The 15,526-nt window shown below is 38.7% G+C and carries 13 protein-coding genes; 5 read left to right on the forward strand and 8 right to left on the reverse strand.

The features are described from left to right. Positions 1-115 precede the first annotated feature (115 nt). Complete coding sequence (ppk1, locus tag AC07U8_RS15575) at positions 116-2,200, reverse strand: polyphosphate kinase 1 (protein ID WP_004823258.1); 2,085 nt, start codon at positions 2,198-2,200, stop codon at positions 116-118. A 131-nt stretch (positions 2,201-2,331) separates the two neighbouring features. Then, a complete protein-coding gene (gene mtgA, locus AC07U8_RS15580; RefSeq protein WP_004823260.1) occupies positions 2,332-3,006 on the reverse strand; it encodes a monofunctional biosynthetic peptidoglycan transglycosylase in 675 nt (224 codons plus the stop codon). 73 nt (positions 3,007-3,079) lie between these two features. Here mtgA and AC07U8_RS15585 point away from each other — a divergent pair, with 73 nt between their 5' ends. After that, entirely contained in the window at positions 3,080-3,889 is an 810-nt protein-coding gene (locus AC07U8_RS15585) for a rhomboid family intramembrane serine protease (protein ID WP_314336256.1), read from the forward strand. Between the two features lie 177 nt (positions 3,890-4,066). Here the strand turns inward: AC07U8_RS15585 and AC07U8_RS15590 are convergent, their stop codons facing one another. Both AC07U8_RS15590 and AC07U8_RS15595 read right to left on the reverse strand, forming a co-directional pair. Then, positions 4,067-6,676 carry an ABC transporter permease gene (locus tag AC07U8_RS15590; protein WP_494738237.1) on the reverse strand — a complete coding sequence of 870 codons (2,610 nt, stop codon included), beginning with the start codon at positions 6,674-6,676 and terminating at the stop codon, positions 4,067-4,069. Continuing rightward, entirely contained in the window at positions 6,676-7,425 is a 750-nt protein-coding gene (locus AC07U8_RS15595) for an ABC transporter ATP-binding protein (RefSeq protein WP_494738238.1), read from the reverse strand. The genes AC07U8_RS15590 and AC07U8_RS15595 overlap by 1 nt, the downstream gene beginning before the upstream one ends. Before the next feature lie 45 nt (positions 7,426-7,470). On the opposite strand from AC07U8_RS15595, the gene AC07U8_RS15600 reads away from it, so the two are divergent. Continuing rightward, positions 7,471-8,085: an arylesterase gene (locus AC07U8_RS15600; protein WP_004823264.1), complete on the forward strand. Its 615-nt coding sequence runs from the start codon at positions 7,471-7,473 to the stop codon at positions 8,083-8,085. Positions 8,086-8,117: 32 nt separating this feature from the next. Here AC07U8_RS15600 and AC07U8_RS15605 read toward each other — a convergent pair whose 3' ends face one another. Beyond that, a complete protein-coding gene (locus AC07U8_RS15605; RefSeq protein WP_275059715.1) occupies positions 8,118-8,714 on the reverse strand; it encodes a TetR/AcrR family transcriptional regulator in 597 nt (198 codons plus the stop codon). Between the two features lie 152 nt (positions 8,715-8,866). On the opposite strand from AC07U8_RS15605, the gene AC07U8_RS15610 reads away from it, so the two are divergent. Further along, complete coding sequence (locus AC07U8_RS15610; RefSeq protein ID WP_034610881.1) at positions 8,867-10,072, forward strand: MFS transporter; 1,206 nt, start codon at positions 8,867-8,869, stop codon at positions 10,070-10,072. A 63-nt stretch (positions 10,073-10,135) separates the two neighbouring features. Here the strand turns inward: AC07U8_RS15610 and thrH are convergent, their stop codons facing one another. After that, positions 10,136-10,753, reverse strand: coding sequence for a bifunctional phosphoserine phosphatase/homoserine phosphotransferase ThrH (gene thrH, locus AC07U8_RS15615; RefSeq protein WP_004717409.1), 618 nt, complete (start codon positions 10,751-10,753; stop codon positions 10,136-10,138). A gap of 321 nt (positions 10,754-11,074) precedes the next feature. On the opposite strand from thrH, the gene AC07U8_RS15620 reads away from it, so the two are divergent. Together AC07U8_RS15620 and AC07U8_RS15625 are read left to right on the forward strand one after the other, a co-directional pair. Beyond that, complete coding sequence (locus AC07U8_RS15620; protein ID WP_494738239.1) at positions 11,075-11,809, forward strand: phosphoadenylyl-sulfate reductase; 735 nt, start codon at positions 11,075-11,077, stop codon at positions 11,807-11,809. A gap of 405 nt (positions 11,810-12,214) precedes the next feature. Then, on the forward strand, positions 12,215-13,672 hold the full coding sequence (locus tag AC07U8_RS15625) for a WS/DGAT/MGAT family O-acyltransferase (protein ID WP_105713563.1): 1,458 nt from the start codon (positions 12,215-12,217) through the stop codon (positions 13,670-13,672). A gap of 85 nt (positions 13,673-13,757) precedes the next feature. Here the strand turns inward: AC07U8_RS15625 and AC07U8_RS15630 are convergent, their stop codons facing one another. Further along, positions 13,758-13,931 carry a PA1571 family protein gene (locus tag AC07U8_RS15630; RefSeq protein WP_004717412.1) on the reverse strand — a complete coding sequence of 58 codons (174 nt, stop codon included), beginning with the start codon at positions 13,929-13,931 and terminating at the stop codon, positions 13,758-13,760. Positions 13,932-14,063: 132 nt separating this feature from the next. After that, positions 14,064-15,518: a ribonuclease G gene (gene rng / locus AC07U8_RS15635; RefSeq protein ID WP_004717413.1), complete on the reverse strand. Its 1,455-nt coding sequence runs from the start codon at positions 15,516-15,518 to the stop codon at positions 14,064-14,066. Positions 15,519-15,526: the final 8 nt, after the last annotated feature.

The raw sequence follows: 15,526 nt of genomic DNA on the forward strand, positions 1-15,526 counted from the left end.
TAAAAAACTTAAATCTATAGCAACCAAGTCATTCAATTTCATTAAAATCCGATTGATTGATACAAAAAAGCCCGATTAATTTTAATCGGGCTTAAGACAATCAAATTATCTTGGCTTAACCATTTACAAAGTGCTCAAGCAAAGTTTGTTGTGCATTGTAAATTGCCTCGCCTTCTTTAGGTTGCACACGAGTCCAAGTACCATCGCCTTGCAACAGCCAAGCACGGATATTATCTTTTAAGTAGTTGACTAAACCTTGCTGGTAAATACGTTTTTTTAATGCTGGATCTTCAATCGGGAAGCACACTTCTACGCGATTAAATAAATTACGATCCATCCAGTCTGCACTTGAACAGTAAATACGTGGATTGCCATTATTTCCGAAATAATAAACACGGGTATGTTCTAAGAAACGCCCGACAATTGAACGTACTCGAATATTTTCAGACAGGTTTGGCAACCCAGGACGTAAACAGCAAATTGAACGAATAATCAGATCAATTTGCACGCCTGCTTGCGAAGCTTCATATAATTTATTGATCAATTGAACTTCAGTTAACGCGTTAACCTTAACAATAATTTGCGCAGGTTTACCCGCTTTGGCATTGGCAATTTCATCATCAATAAAAGCAATTAACTGAGCATGTAGCGTAAACGGCGCATGTAACAGTTTTTTCAACTTCGCCATTTTGCCCATACCGGTCAATTCTTGGAAAATACGATGTACATCTTCGCAAAGCTCTTTATCTGTAGTGAGCAGTCCATAATCGGTATAGATACGTGCATTCGTTGCATGGTAGTTACCCGTACCCAAATGCACATAGCGTACTAACTTATTATTCTCACGGCGTACCACCAAGATCATTTTGGCATGGGTTTTATAGCCCACGATGCCATAAACCACAACAGCGCCTGCTTCTTGTAATACATTGGCAACAGCGATATTCGATTCTTCATCAAAACGCGCACGCAACTCAATCACAGCGGTGACTTCTTTACCATTACGTGCCGCTTCTGCAAGTACCTGAACAATTTCAGAGTCAGCACCACTACGATATAAGGTTTGTTTGATGGCTAACACTTGGGGATCACGTGCAGCTTCACGCAACAAGTTAATAACTGGTGCAAATGATTCAAATGGATGATGTAAAAGAATGTCTTGTTTTTGCATTGCTGAAAAAATATTTTCAGACTTTTTCAATACTTTTGGAATCGCGGGTACATGCGAGTCATAGCGCATATGTGGACGTTTAAAATTTGACACAAGACGTGCCAGATTTACCGGCCCATCCACTTTATAAAGTTGTTCTTGTTCTAGATCAAATTCTTCAAGCAAATATTCATAAATATGTTTTGGACAGTTTTCTGTCACTTCTAAACGTACTGCTCGACCAAAACGACGTGAACTCAACTCACCTTTCAATGCTTTGGCTAAGTCTTCTACATCTTCATTCAACGCCAAATCTGCATTACGTGTAACACGGAACTGATAACAACCTGTAGCTGTCATCCCTGGGAACAAATCCGATACATGCTCATGAATAATCGCAGACAACATCACAAAATGTTCTTTGCCGCCTGTAAGCTCATCAGGTAAACGCACTACACGCGGAAGCGAACGTGGCGCTGGTACAACAGCTAAATCAATTTGTCGACCAAATGCGTCTTTCCCTTCTAGAGTCACAATAAAGTTTAAGCTTTTATTGACCAATCGTGGGAATGGATGTGCCGGATCAAGGCTAATGGGAGTAAGCACTGGTGCAACTTGTTCTTGGAAATATTTTTTAATCCACACAGATTGTGCAGGCGTTAACTCGCCACGACGTAAAAAGCAAATGTCTTCTTCACGTAACTTAGGAAAAATTTCCTCATTGAGGATACGGTACTGACGCTCAATCGCTTCATGTGCAGTTTTAGAGATTTGGTCTAAAACTTGTTTTGGCGTCAAGCCATCTGGTGAACGACTTTCATTCCCTAAAGTTAATTGCTCCATCATTCCTGCAACACGGATTTCAAAAAATTCATCCATATTACGAGAAAAGATCAATAAGAAATTCATACGTTCAAGCAAGGGATGTAAAGGATCAACGGCTTGCTCTAAAACACGTAAATGGAAATCTAAAATTGAAAGCTCACGATTTATATATCGTTCATTATAAGAATATTCTGTAGGCGTTGTTGTCGTCACTGCGGTATTCATGCAATAAACCTGCATCAAAAAAAATGTCTTAATTCTAGTATGCTTCAAATTTGTGACAATTTCATAAAAAAAGCATCGCTTCATAAAAAAAGCACATCAATTTGTGCTTTTTTAAATTCATTTATTTAGCGTCAATCTGGAATACGGGTATAACGCATATACTTCAAAACCAAACGCTTACGGTATTGAAGCTTAGAATCATCACGATTTTTTTGATAATACTTCGGATTAGTTAAAATCACTGCTAAAAATGCGGCCTGCTCACGACTTAAACTTGACGCGCTCTTAGAAAAGTAATGTTGTGATGCAGCTTCAACACCATAGATATGATCTCCAAATTCAACAGAGTTCATATAGACTTCTAAAATGCGCTGTTTCGTCCACATCCGCTCCATCATGGTGGTGGCAATCGCTTCCTGACCTTTGCGGATAAATGAGCGACGATTATAGAAGAATAAATTTTTAGCCAATTGTTGAGAGATTGTTGAACCACCGGCGACTACTTTGTCTTTTTTAAGATTACGTTGTAGTGCATTTTCAATACCATCCCAGTCAAAACCATGATGATCGAGAAATTTGGCATCTTCGGCCGCGACAATTGCATGTTTAAAGTTATCACTGATCTTGTCATAGTCGCGCCATTGATGTTGAATCGGCTCAAAATCAGACAAATATGTCCAACGCATAAACATGGTGGTTTCTACATCATGAGTACGCCAATAAATTAAACTTGAGAAAATCCATAGCTGAATCATGATCAAAATACTGACCACAATTAACAAAGCACGAACAATAAAAGCTTTCATGTCAGCCGCTTACTCCGAAAATTCTGACGTTTCATGTTAAGCTGAATCTATCTATAAAAAGCTAAGCAATAGCATGTCTAAATATCAAGATCTTTCAACTTATAGCCAACCCAATTCTATTGGTAAAATAACCTTATTGCTGATTGTCATCAATGTCGGTTTATTTGCCATCCAAGTCTTATCAGGTGTCAATATTACTGACCCGACGACGTTGGACGCGTTGCGTTGGGGTGCTGATTATGCACCTTTAACCTTCTTAGAGGAACCATATCGCTTATTCAGCAGTATGTTTTTTCACTTCGGTATCCTGCATCTAATGATGAACATGTGGGCACTGTATATTTTTGGTGATGTTGCTGAAAAAACTTTAGGAAAGTTTTATTTCCTTGGACTTTATATCCTTGCTGGACTCATGGGAAGTTTATTAAGTGGTTATTTGGATATTCGAAATAGCTACGAAATGCTGCAAAATTTTGATCAAAAACTCTTTCCGCATGTATCTGCAGGTGCATCGGGTGCTGTGATGGGACTTGGTGGTGCACTGACACTCCTGTCGCTGTTTCCACCTACTCCGAATCAAAGATTCATTTTAGATAAAAGATCACTTTTAACGGTACTTGCGATCAACTTAGCTTTTGGCTTTTTAGCTTCTGGAATTAACAATGCTGCCCATATCGGTGGAATGTTAATGGGTGCAGTCATGGCTTTGGCTTGGTATGCAACACAACGTGCCAAAATGGGTAAAGCTGCCAATATTATCATTGTGATTTTAGGGATTGCAGCAACCTATGCGGTTTATCTCTATTGCCAGCATCTCGTTGGACCACTTAGCCCACTTTGGCAACAAGCCATTGTACAAATGCGTGAGCAATTAAACTTTTAATCCCTAGAATAGCTTGTCCATGTCGAAATAATACATTGCAAAGTACAACCAATTCAAAAAGCATAAAAAACGGCGACCTATAGGTCGCCATTTTTTAATTTACTGTCTTCACTGGGCAGTCTTTTAAAGACTCAACTGAAATTAAACAGCCAGATAAAACCACTTAAACAAAGCGGTTTAATTCAACTCTCGTAGACTTTGCAATGGTGGAATTTCAGATAAATAGCTCAATCGGTAACGCCCAATCAATGCACACAACACTGCCATCGAAATTGGTAAAATCAACCAAATTTCCCAATGTAATTGCATCACCATTTCCATACGATAACTGGCAACGGCACTAATCACTTCTGCAAAGAAACAGGAAACGATTCCCGCCAATAATCCAATAAAACCGATTTCAAAACTCATCATATTTTTTAACTGACGCTTTGAACTACCAAAAGAACGTAACAATGCCACTTCTTTTTTACGTTCATCCATCAGCAAATTGATACAGGCAATCAGTACCAAAAAGCCAGATAAACTCACCAATACTGCCAAAACCGTAATGATTTTAACCAACACAGAAACCAAGTTTTTAATTTCATCAAAAATTAAAGAGACATCAATAAAGACCGTATTGGAAAATTGCTGAATCAGATTAACCATCTTAATTTTTTCACTCGGCGGCACATAAAAGCTCCCTAAATAGCTGCCTGCATTTTCATCCAACGTCTTTGGAGTAAAAATAAAGAAGAAGTTTGGACTAAAGCTTTGCCATTCCACTGTACGCAAATTCACAACTTGCGCATCCAAATTTCCCTCAGGCAAACTAAAGGTTAAACGATCACCAATTTTAATACCCAATTCTTCAGCCAGTTTGGCCTCTACAGACACCTGCCCAATTTGCGTCAATTGAGCCTCTCCAGCAACAATGATATTGTCTTGTGGATAATGATCTGCTTGAGTGAGATTTAACTCACGACGTAAAGAATTATTGGTTTTCACCAATTGGGCAGGAAAGGCTTGACCATTTTTTGCCAATAAGCGCCCTTTTACATTGGGATATAACGGTGTGCTTTTCCAGTGTTGCTGTGCCAATTGTTGTTTAAAAGCCTCCAGTTCAAATGGTGGTAGACCATAAATAAACTGGTTAGGCGTCCCCTCAGGCAATTGTTGCTGCCAACGCTCTAATAAATCAGTTCTCAATACAGCAAGTACTGTGATCAGACTTAAACCCAATGCCAAAGCGGTAATTTGCAATGCGGTTTGCGAAGGGGTTCGGATATAGGCTGAGAGCCTATTTTTCATTGATTTTAAAGTCTTTAAAATCATCCAAACCACTGCATATAACAAACCTGTTAACACAATGACTACACCCATTACCAACGCAGTAAGTATCAGATTTTCGGTCAAGACCAAACTAAAAATAATCAGGCTGACTAAACCTGTAGCCATCATCCACAACATTGAACGTGCCGACTTTTCTTGTTGGCGTATCACCCGAATAGGCGGTGTATTTAACAGTTGCCACAAGCTCGGTAAAATAAATCCAATCAATACAATTGCACTGGTAAAGATTGCTATAGGTAAAGGACCAACCAACATCTGCAACATTGAAAATTGCAACTCTAGGTTAGGAATCATCTGCAACATCAATTGCAATAATGAATAACCTAAAATCAGTCCTAAAATACTGCCAATGACAATGGCGATTAAAATAACAACGCTCAATAACCCGAGATAGGTTTGAAAAATCTGCCGTTTCGTTGCACCCATGCAACGCATCAGCGCAATATGATCTTGGTTCTGCTGTACATAACGCTGACTGGTTAAAGCGATGGCTAAACCACATAAAAGAATCGTCAGAATATTGGCCAATTGTAAGAAAGTATCGAGGTTTTCAATTGGTTTAAGTAAGCGTGAATTGCCCTCATCTGCATTACGTAGTCTTAAATTACTTTGTGCATCTAATTCATTATCCGCATTTTGTTGATCTTGTATGGATTGATCTGTTTGTGAGTGTGTTGTTGGCTGATTTTCAGTCAATGTGTTTTCAGTCAATGCATTGGCACTTGATGCACTTAAAGCTGAATCTGCATCCGAATTTTGTGCAATCTTTGGATTCACATTCTGCTTTTCTTGCGCTTTAAATGTCTTAAAAAATTGCTGATATGTTGCAATAGACTCCGCATCCCCTGCCATCAACAAACGATATTCAATTCGACTTCCAACTTGAATTGCACCCGTTTTTGCAACATCTGCTTGAGAGATAATCACGGTTGGCGAAAAGGCAGAAAAGCCTAATTCTTGATTTGAATCATGTTCAATGATACCAGTAACTTTAAACTGACCATTGGCAATTTGAACGCTATCGCCTAGGTTTAATTTTAATAATTCTTGTGCGCGTTTGCTTAGCCAAACCCCGCCACTTTGTAAGGCTTGTTTTGGCGCAATCCTTAATTCACCACGTAAGGGAAATGCTGTGTCAATGGCTTTCACATTGACCATAACAAACTGATCCTGTGTAGAGGCCATTGAACCAAAAATAGTGACATGGGACTGTTTTAATTTTAAATCATCAGCCTGTTTGATCCATGGTTGGTCAATTGGATCTGTATCACTAAGTTGTAAATCTGCAGCTTGCATTTTGGCAGCTTGTAAGGTCACTGCTTGTTTGACTTGATCATTGCTAAACTTTAATGCGGTGGTCGCACTAATGGCTAAACTCAATGCAATAATCAGTAGATATATACCTGAGCTGGCAAAACTTTGCCTAAATAAGGGTTTAAACAAGGTCAACATTACACCACCTCATTCGATTGAGGAGTTTGCACATGTTCAATCAATTGACCATCTTTTAATTCATAATGACGTTGGCACTGTGCGGCCAATTGCGAATCGTGAGTGACAAGCACTAAAGTTGTACCAAGTTCTTTATTTAAATCAAACAAGAGTTGTTCAATTTCAAATGCAGTATGTTCATCTAAATTGCCTGTAGGTTCGTCAGCAAAAATAATTTTGGGGTCAGAAATTAAAGCTCGTGCAATGGCAACCCGTTGTTGCTCACCACCAGACAATACTTTCGGGGTTTGCTGGCTTTGTCGTTCTAAACCGACTTTGGCCAATAAGCTTAAGGATTTTTGTTCTGCGTGTGCATAATTAAAATTCTTCTGTAAGCGTAATGGTAACATCACATTTTCTAAGGCAGAAAGATGTGGCAGTAACTGGAAAGATTGAAATACAAAACCAATATATTGAAGTCGAATCAACGCACGTTGTTCTTCGTTTAAATGCTCAATCGCTTCACCACAAACACTGAGTTGACCTGCACTGGCTTGATCGAGAGTAGCAAGGATGCCCAATAAAGTTGATTTTCCGGAACCAGAACGTCCAGTAATCGCGACCTGTTCACTTGTATAAATATTAAGATTTAGATTTTCAAAAATTGTAAGCGTTTGATGAGGTAATTCTATCTTTTGTGTAAGTTGCTGTGCAGAAATTATCACTTGTGGCATGATGGGAGAAGTTGAATCATCCTGAACCTTAGACATCATAAAGTACCTTATATGCAAATCAAAAAATTGTTAAATTTGAAAATGATGAAAAATCTAATTCATTGTTTATTTTTTAGCATAATCTGTCTGTTGCCCGTTAGTAGTTTTGCAAAAACGATCATGATTTTAGGTGATAGCTTAAGTGCGGGTTATGGTATTAGCCCTCAACAAGGCTGGGTTTTCTTGCTACAGCAACGTTTAAACCAACAATTTCCCAAACAACATAATGTGGTCAATGCCAGTGTAAGTGGTGAAACCACCAGTGGTGCCTTGGCGCGTTTTCCAAAACTATTACAAAGCCATAAACCTGATATTGTGGTGATTGAGTTGGGTGGCAATGATGGTCTACGCGGTCAACCGCCACAAATGATTCAAAAAAATCTTGCGCAATTAATTCAACAAAGCCAAAAAAGCCAAGCCACGGTCATTTTATTGGGAATGAAAATTCCACCAAATTATGGTGCAGCTTATAGCCAAGCTTTTGAGAAAAATTACCAAACCCTAAGCCAACAATACAAAGTAAAAATGCATCCGTTTTTTATGAATGGAATTGCAGGCAATAAAAGTTTGATGCAAAAAGACTTGATCCATCCCAATGCAACTGCACAGAAAATTCTACTCGATAATGTCTATCCGTTGATTCGAGGCGCGCTTTAAGTTTTTCTCAAAGCCGAAATGATTGCACCTGTTTACGACTCAAAATCGGATGTCGTGTTTTTTAAGACATCCGCAAAATTAAACAAACGCGCTAATAAGTGGTGAATATAGTCCAAACTCGATTCTTGTTCGGTAAATAGAATCCGATGCAACATGGGTGCAATCACAATTTCAATAATCAGTTGATTGTCGATGCTTGTTTCATTTCTTTGCTGGGCACGTTGCTGAATAATGTCTAACTGTTGAATCAAAAAGTCATAACACTTACCAGAGGTCGGCGAATCATTTTCCGCCACAATATCGCTTAAGATTGTACGCCCAACGGGTGAGGCATATTCCTCAAAATATTGCTCCATCCATGCATATAAGTCTTGTTTAAAACTCCCAAGATCCGCAGGCACATTGTCTGGATGTAAAATATTAAAGGCAACATCCGCAAGCAGTTGAGATAAATCTCCCCAACGTCGATAGATCGTAGAGGGGGTGACTCCTGCATATTCAGCAATCATCGGAATCGTCAAATCTGCCACAGCAACATTGTGCTGTAATGTTTGCACAGCATTATGAACTGCAGCTTGTATTCGTGCACTGCGCCCACCGGGACGCAAACCTGTAATCACTTTCGTCATCAGTAAATCACTACAAATCTATAAATGAAAATCTATCAATGGGTTAATGCTTGAAGAACAGCTTTAATCAAAAATCATCTTAGCTAAACCTTTGTGTTTAATCCAAAATACGGTATAAAAGCTAATTAATAGCTTTTATGTACATGTTGATTATGCGCAACCCTAATTTTAATCGTCAAGTGACTTCCTATAAATTAAGCCATAATGCTGCACTGTACACACATACTTTTACCCTAATGGCCTTTTTGGCAGCCTCAAGCGCACCAACACCGTTATATCGCTTGTATCAACAACACTTCCATTTTTCTCCTGTTTTATTAACGCTTATTTTTGCCACCTATGCATTTGCATTGCTATTAACCTTATTGGTGGCAGGATCATTGTCTGATTATATTGGACGTAAGCCGGTTATTTTTGTGGCTTTGATTTTAGAAATTCTGTCCATGGGCTTTTTCTTGTTTGCATCCAATATCGAAATGCTGTTTATCGCACGAGGTTTGCAAGGTATTGCCACGGCTTTAGCCGCATCTACGTTTGGAGCAGCTTTGCTTGATCTGAGTAAAACACAGGGTTCTTTAATTAATAGTATTTCTCCAATGCTTGGTATGGCTGCGGGTATGCTGATGACCTGTATTGTTTTAGAGTTTTCGACTGTTCCATTGACACTTATTTTTGAAATACTCATCTTTCTTTTTGTATCTACCACATTTATCGCCATTTTTAGCCCTGAAACCGCAACTAAACGTGTGGGTGCTTTGGCATCATTAAAACCGCAACTGACTGTTCCAGTACAAACCCGAAAAGCACTCTTAATTGTAAGTCCAATTAATATCTCGTTATGGATGGTTAGTGGGTTCTTCCTCTCGTTAATGCCTTCATTGCTGGCTCAAGCTTTCCATGTGCAATCGGCATGGCTGAATGGCATGATGTTTATTACTCTATCAGTTTCAGGGGCTGTTGGGATTTTAACTTTGCGCAATGCACACACATTTAAAATTTTAATCACTGCTGCGATTACAATTGTCTCGGGCTCAAGTGTTATTTTGCTTGGCATTCATCTGGTGCAACCAATCTTATTGTTTATTGGTGCTGTAGTAACAGGGGTTGGCTTTGGTACAGGTTTTATGGGTGCAATTCGTGCTGTTATGCCCTTAGCTTTACCTGAACAACGTGCAGGTTTAATGGCCGCATTTTTTGTTGAAAGCTATTTGGCCTTTAGTATACCTGCGATTATTGCTGGATACTTTGTCAATAAAGTAGGTTTAATTTTTACTGCAGATGTCTATATTTGTATGATTATCTTATTAGCCAGCTTGGCGTTTGTTTTTGCGTTTAAAAATAAACAGAACATTCATTAAAGCGTGTTAAAAATCAAAGCAAAACAAAAGGCGCATTGAGCGCCTTTGGGTTTAAATCTTAGATTAAGCTGGAATATCACGAATAGATGCTTTACGAATTGCTTCTTTCAGTGCGTCATAACCATGAATTGGCGGGAACTGTGGAAATTCACGAATCACATTTTCAGGCGCGTCAAATAAGAAACCATGATCAGCTTCACCCAACATGGTTGTATCGTTATACGAATCGCCTGCTGCGATTACACGGTAATTTAGACCATGTAAGGCTTTTACAGCTTCACGTTTTTGATCAGGTTGGCGCAATTTATACGCAGTGATCATACCATTTTCATCAGTTTCTAATTTATGACAGAAAATTGTTGGCCAACCTAACTGTTGCATCAACGGATGTGCAAACTCATAAAATGTATCTGAAAGAATAATCAACTGAAAATGGGTACGTAACCATTCTACAAACTCTTTTGCACCCGGAAATGGCCCCATGTCTGCAATCACAGCTTGAATGTCATTTAAGCCTAAACCATGCTGTTTAAGAATATTTAAGCGTTGAGTCATCAACACATCGTAGTCAGGAATATCACGAGTTGTTGCTTCTAATTCTTTGATTCCTGTTTTTTTAGCAAAATTGATCCAGATTTCTGGTACCAATACACCCTCAAGATCAAGACATACGATTTCCATGGGTTCTCCCAAATGTCAGTTAAAAATTTTGGGCTTATCATAGCACTAAAGTTTAAAAAGAATGCTGAAAGTTTTTACAGCAAACCCATTTCATTTGGTTATGCATAAGACTTGTCAATATTTACAAATCTGTTTTATTCATAAGCATTTTAATTAATCTGCTAAGTAGCATATTTCATTTACTTTAAAATATCTGGATCGTCAAAAGCAGCAATTCACATAAGTTGAATTGACCTAATTTTTGCCAAAATGCTTAAATTCAAATATCTTTTGAACATGTTTACGAAAATTGTAGCTTCAAGCTAACTGCCAGGAGCAGATATGACCGCCATTCCAACCATAGATCTTGTGGACGCACTTGCGACTGAGTATGCCGACAAATCACCTTCTGAAATTTTAGAACTTGCGCTTTCTCAGCAAGGTGAAATTGCAATTTCATTTTCTGGCGCAGAAGATGTTGTTCTTATCGATATGGCACACAATTTAGGTAAACCATTTCGTGTTTTTAGTTTAGATACAGGTCGTTTACACCCTGAAACCTACCAATTTCTTGAAACCGTACGCAAGCACTATGGGATTAAAATTGAGATTTGCTTTCCAGAAGCCGATGCCGTTCAACAGTTGGTCAATGAAAAAGGTTTATTTAGCTTCTATCAAGATGACCATAAAGAATGCTGTGGTATCCGAAAAGTTCAGCCACTACGTAAAAAATTAGCCACTTTAGATGGTTGGATTACTGGGCAACGCAAAGATCAAAGTCCAGGTACACGTACGGAAATTCCAGTCATTCAAGCGGATAGCGGTTTTTATGGTGAAGGCAAACAACTGATTAAATACAACCCATTGGCCAATTGGTCAAGTGCGGATGTATGGAACTATATTCGTATGATGGAGATTCCTTATAATCCATTACATGAAAAAGGCTTTATCTCAATTGGCTGCGAACCATGTACCCGTCCAGTATTGCCAAATCAACATGAACGCGAAGGTCGTTGGTGGTGGGAAGAAGCAACACATAAAGAATGTGGTCTACACGCAGGCAATTTAAAAAAGTAATATCAGGAAAACTCATTAAAACTCATGAATTTTTATTAACTTAACGTTCATCGAAATGCTTGGATTTTACGCTTAGAAAAGTTTTATACTAAGGTTTGTTGATATTTCATCTATAGCTTGTGTTATAGGCTAAAGTTGAGTAGGCAAAGGCATGAAAAAATAGTGAGACTATTTTCAGGTTTCATCACTCAAACTGAGAAATTTTAGCTATACGCTGAGTGCCAACAAAGCGCTGCATTGTTGGCAACACAAAATGTAACGATGTACCTGATGTTTTCCAACATCACATCGTTGTAAACATGGACGAATGATCAACAGACCCAAGTTACACGGTTCTATAATTCTAACAATTCACCAGCTCATAAAAGAGTTGTTGTAGAAATTGCAGTGAGGCAATCCAAGACTATGCGCCCATTACACCCTATTGATTTTATTTTTTTAAATTTAGAAAAACGTCAACAACCCATGCATGTTGGTGGGTTATTCTTATTTGAAATACCAGAACATGCGCCTTCTACCTTCATTCAAGATCTTGTTGCAGATATTCGTAATTCAAAATCTATTCCTGTTCCACCCTTTAACAACCGCTTAAGCGGCATGTTTTGGGATGAAGACGAAGAGTTTGATATCGACCATCATTTCCGTCATATCGCATTACCTCATCCGGGACGTATCCGTGAATTATTGGTTTATATTTCACAGGAACACAGTTCGTTGATTGACCGAGCAAAGCCACTTTGGACCTGTCATATTATTGAAGGGATTGAAGGCAATCGCTTTGCCATGTATTTTAAAATCCATCATGCCATGATTGATGGGGTGGCAGGTATGCGTCTGGTAGAAAAATCATTTTCAAAAGATGCTGACTCCAAAACTATTATTCCGCCTTGGTGTGTCGAAGGTAAACGGGCAAAACGTTTAAAAGAAACTAAACTGGATAAAGCTAAAAAAATATTCTCTGCTTTAAAAGGACAAGTTGAAGCAGCACCTAAGGTCACTCAAGAGCTGTTCCAAACAGTATTTAAAGAAATGGGGAAAAACCCCGATTATGTTTCAAGCTTTCAAGCACCGAGTAGTTTATTTAACCAACGGGTAAGCTCATCACGTCGTTTCGCTGCTCAGTCTTTTGAACTTGATCGTTTTAGAGATATTTCCAAAGCCCTTGGTGTTACGATTAATGATGTGGTACTTGCGGTGTGTGCAGGTGCATTACGTGATTATTTAATCACACAAGAAGCTTTACCGAAAAAACCGCTGATTGCGATGGTTCCTGCCTCATTACGTGATGATGACTCAGATATGAGTAATCGTATCACCATGATTTTGGCAAATTTAGGTACACATAAAGAAAGTCCATTAGAGCGTTTAGACATTATTAAGCGTAGTGTACAAAATGCAAAAAATCGTTTTAAACGTATGAGTTCTGATCAAATCTTAAATTATAGTGCTTTCGTTTTTGGTGCAGCAGGTGTCAACATTGCATCAGGACTTATGCCAAAACGTCAGGCGTTTAACGTAATCATTTCCAATGTACCTGGACCACGTGAACCTTTGTATTGGAATGGCGCTAAATTAGATGCTCTCTACCCTGTTTCTATTGTTTTGGATGGTCAGGCACTAAATATCACCATGACCAGTTATTTAGATAAATTAGAAGTCGGTTTAACGGGTTGCCGTAAATCTCTACCTAAATTGCAGAATCTTCTCACGCATTTGGAAAATGAAATCCAAAAGTTTGAGCAAATTATTGCAGAGAAAAATGCAGTAGAACTCGCCGATAAAAAGCCAAACGCTCAAGCCAAGGCAAAAACGGATACTCAAGATGTAGCGAAGGAATCTGTTGCAGCACGAAAGTTAGTATAAGATTTTATAATTGATTTGATTATAGTGTTGATCGAGAGATAAAAACATAAATTGATTCAAAAATTAAGGGGCTAATATATGCCCCTTAATCTTTAACATTACGACACTTGTTTAACAGTTGATGACAGACATTAACCACCATGTCTTTGGTGATTTTCACTTCTTGACCATTGTCATCTAACATAACACATGTGTTTTTAGGTTGGCTTTCCAACACATGCTTAATACTACGACTGATTAATTGTTCACTTACACTCATTTTATGACCTCACTTGCTAAGACTGTGAAAGGGAGAAAGTCTTTGGCTACCTTTGTAATCTAGTATTGTGAAATCAGTTGAAAAAGTAAAATTTCAGATGTAACAACTGTTTAACGACATCCTGTTACAATTTCAACTCAAAATGATATCGTATTGCTCTTGCGTGTATAAATTTTCGACTTGGAATTTAATCACGCGATTAATAAAATGCTCTAAATCCGCGACAGCTGGGGCTTCCGCAGTTAATAGGCGATCAATCACCGATGGATGACCGATAACAGTAAAGCCACTCTTAGACTCATAAGCACGGGTATATCTTAAGATTTCTCGAAAAATTTCGTAACATACTGTCTCTGCTGTTTTCACAAATCCGCGCCCTTGACAGGTCGGACATGATTCACACAACAAATGCTCTAATGATTCACGCGTACGTTTACGTGTCATTTCAACTAAGCCAAGTTCAGAGACTTGGGTAATCTTGGTTTTTGCATGGTCACGTTCCAGCATTTTATCAAACTGGTTCATGACCTCTTCACGATGTACAGCTTCCTGCATATCAATGAAGTCAATAATGATAATGCCACCCAAATTACGTAAGCGTAATTGGCGCGCAATCACCTGTGTCGCTTCCATATTGGTTTTAAACACAGTGTCTTCTAGCGTACGGCCACCGACATACGAACCTGTATTGACATCAATTGTGGTCATCGCTTCAGTCTGGTCGATCATCAGATAACCACCTGACTTCAAAGCTACACGGGTTTGTAATGCTTTTTGGATATCTTCTTCGACATTGTACAAATCAAAAAGTGGACGCTCACCAGGATAATGCTGCAAGCGGCTTTCCATACTCGGTACAAATTCACAAACGAACTCTTGCAACTTGGCATGTATTTCTCGTGAATCGACATAAATCGTTGCCGTATCATCATTGGCTAAATCACGAATAACACGTTGTGGTAAAGGAAGCTCTTCAAAAATCAACGAAGGAACTGCAATAATTTTTTGTTTTTTCTGAATAAATTCCCAAAGCTTGGCTAAATATGCCATATCTTGAGCAATTGAAGCCTCTTCAATTCCTTCAGCGGCTGTACGTACAATCACTGAACCCGGCAACTTATGCTCGCTTTGAATTCTTTCAATCATCGAGCGTAAACGGTCACGTTCTTCTTCAGACTCAATCCGTTGCGATACACCAATATGACTGCCATATGGCATCAAGACAAGATAACGAGATGGGATAGAAAGATCGGTACTGAGTCGCGCACCTTTGGTGCCCAACATGTCTTTCATCACTTGAACCGTCAGAATTTGACCAGGTTGTAATAACTCAAAGACATTTGGCGTAGGTTGATTACGCGGCCAAATCATATCATTGATGTGTAAGAATGCAGTACGAGATAACCCGATATCGACAAAGGCTGCTTGCATCCCTGGAAGTACACGGACAACTTTTCCTTTATAAATATTCCCGACTAACCCGCGTTTAACAGTTCGTTCAACAAACAGTTCGTTGACCGTACCATTTTGAATTAGCGCCACACGACATTCCATAGGTGTGACGTTAATCAATAACTCGTCAGACATAACTAAAC

The organism is Acinetobacter sp. GW821-FHT01E09 (genome assembly GCF_059422385.1).

Coding starts and splice junctions, on each gene's coding strand:
- ppk1 (WP_004823258.1), bottom strand. CDS start 2,200: ATGAATACCGCAGTGACGACAACAACGCCTACAGAATATTCTTATAAT.
- mtgA (WP_004823260.1), bottom strand. CDS start 3,006: ATGAAAGCTTTTATTGTTCGTGCTTTGTTAATTGTGGTCAGTATTTTG.
- AC07U8_RS15585 (WP_314336256.1), top strand. CDS start 3,080: ATGTCTAAATATCAAGATCTTTCAACTTATAGCCAACCCAATTCTATT.
- AC07U8_RS15590 (WP_494738237.1), bottom strand. CDS start 6,676: ATGTTGACCTTGTTTAAACCCTTATTTAGGCAAAGTTTTGCCAGCTCA.
- AC07U8_RS15595 (WP_494738238.1), bottom strand. CDS start 7,425: ATGTCTAAGGTTCAGGATGATTCAACTTCTCCCATCATGCCACAAGTG.
- AC07U8_RS15600 (WP_004823264.1), top strand. CDS start 7,471: ATGATGAAAAATCTAATTCATTGTTTATTTTTTAGCATAATCTGTCTG.
- AC07U8_RS15605 (WP_275059715.1), bottom strand. CDS start 8,714: ATGACGAAAGTGATTACAGGTTTGCGTCCCGGTGGGCGCAGTGCACGA.
- AC07U8_RS15610 (WP_034610881.1), top strand. CDS start 8,867: ATGCGCAACCCTAATTTTAATCGTCAAGTGACTTCCTATAAATTAAGC.
- thrH (WP_004717409.1), bottom strand. CDS start 10,753: ATGGAAATCGTATGTCTTGATCTTGAGGGTGTATTGGTACCAGAAATC.
- AC07U8_RS15620 (WP_494738239.1), top strand. CDS start 11,075: ATGACCGCCATTCCAACCATAGATCTTGTGGACGCACTTGCGACTGAG.
- AC07U8_RS15625 (WP_105713563.1), top strand. CDS start 12,215: ATGCGCCCATTACACCCTATTGATTTTATTTTTTTAAATTTAGAAAAA.
- AC07U8_RS15630 (WP_004717412.1), bottom strand. CDS start 13,931: ATGAGTGTAAGTGAACAATTAATCAGTCGTAGTATTAAGCATGTGTTG.
- rng (WP_004717413.1), bottom strand. CDS start 15,518: ATGTCTGACGAGTTATTGATTAACGTCACACCTATGGAATGTCGTGTG.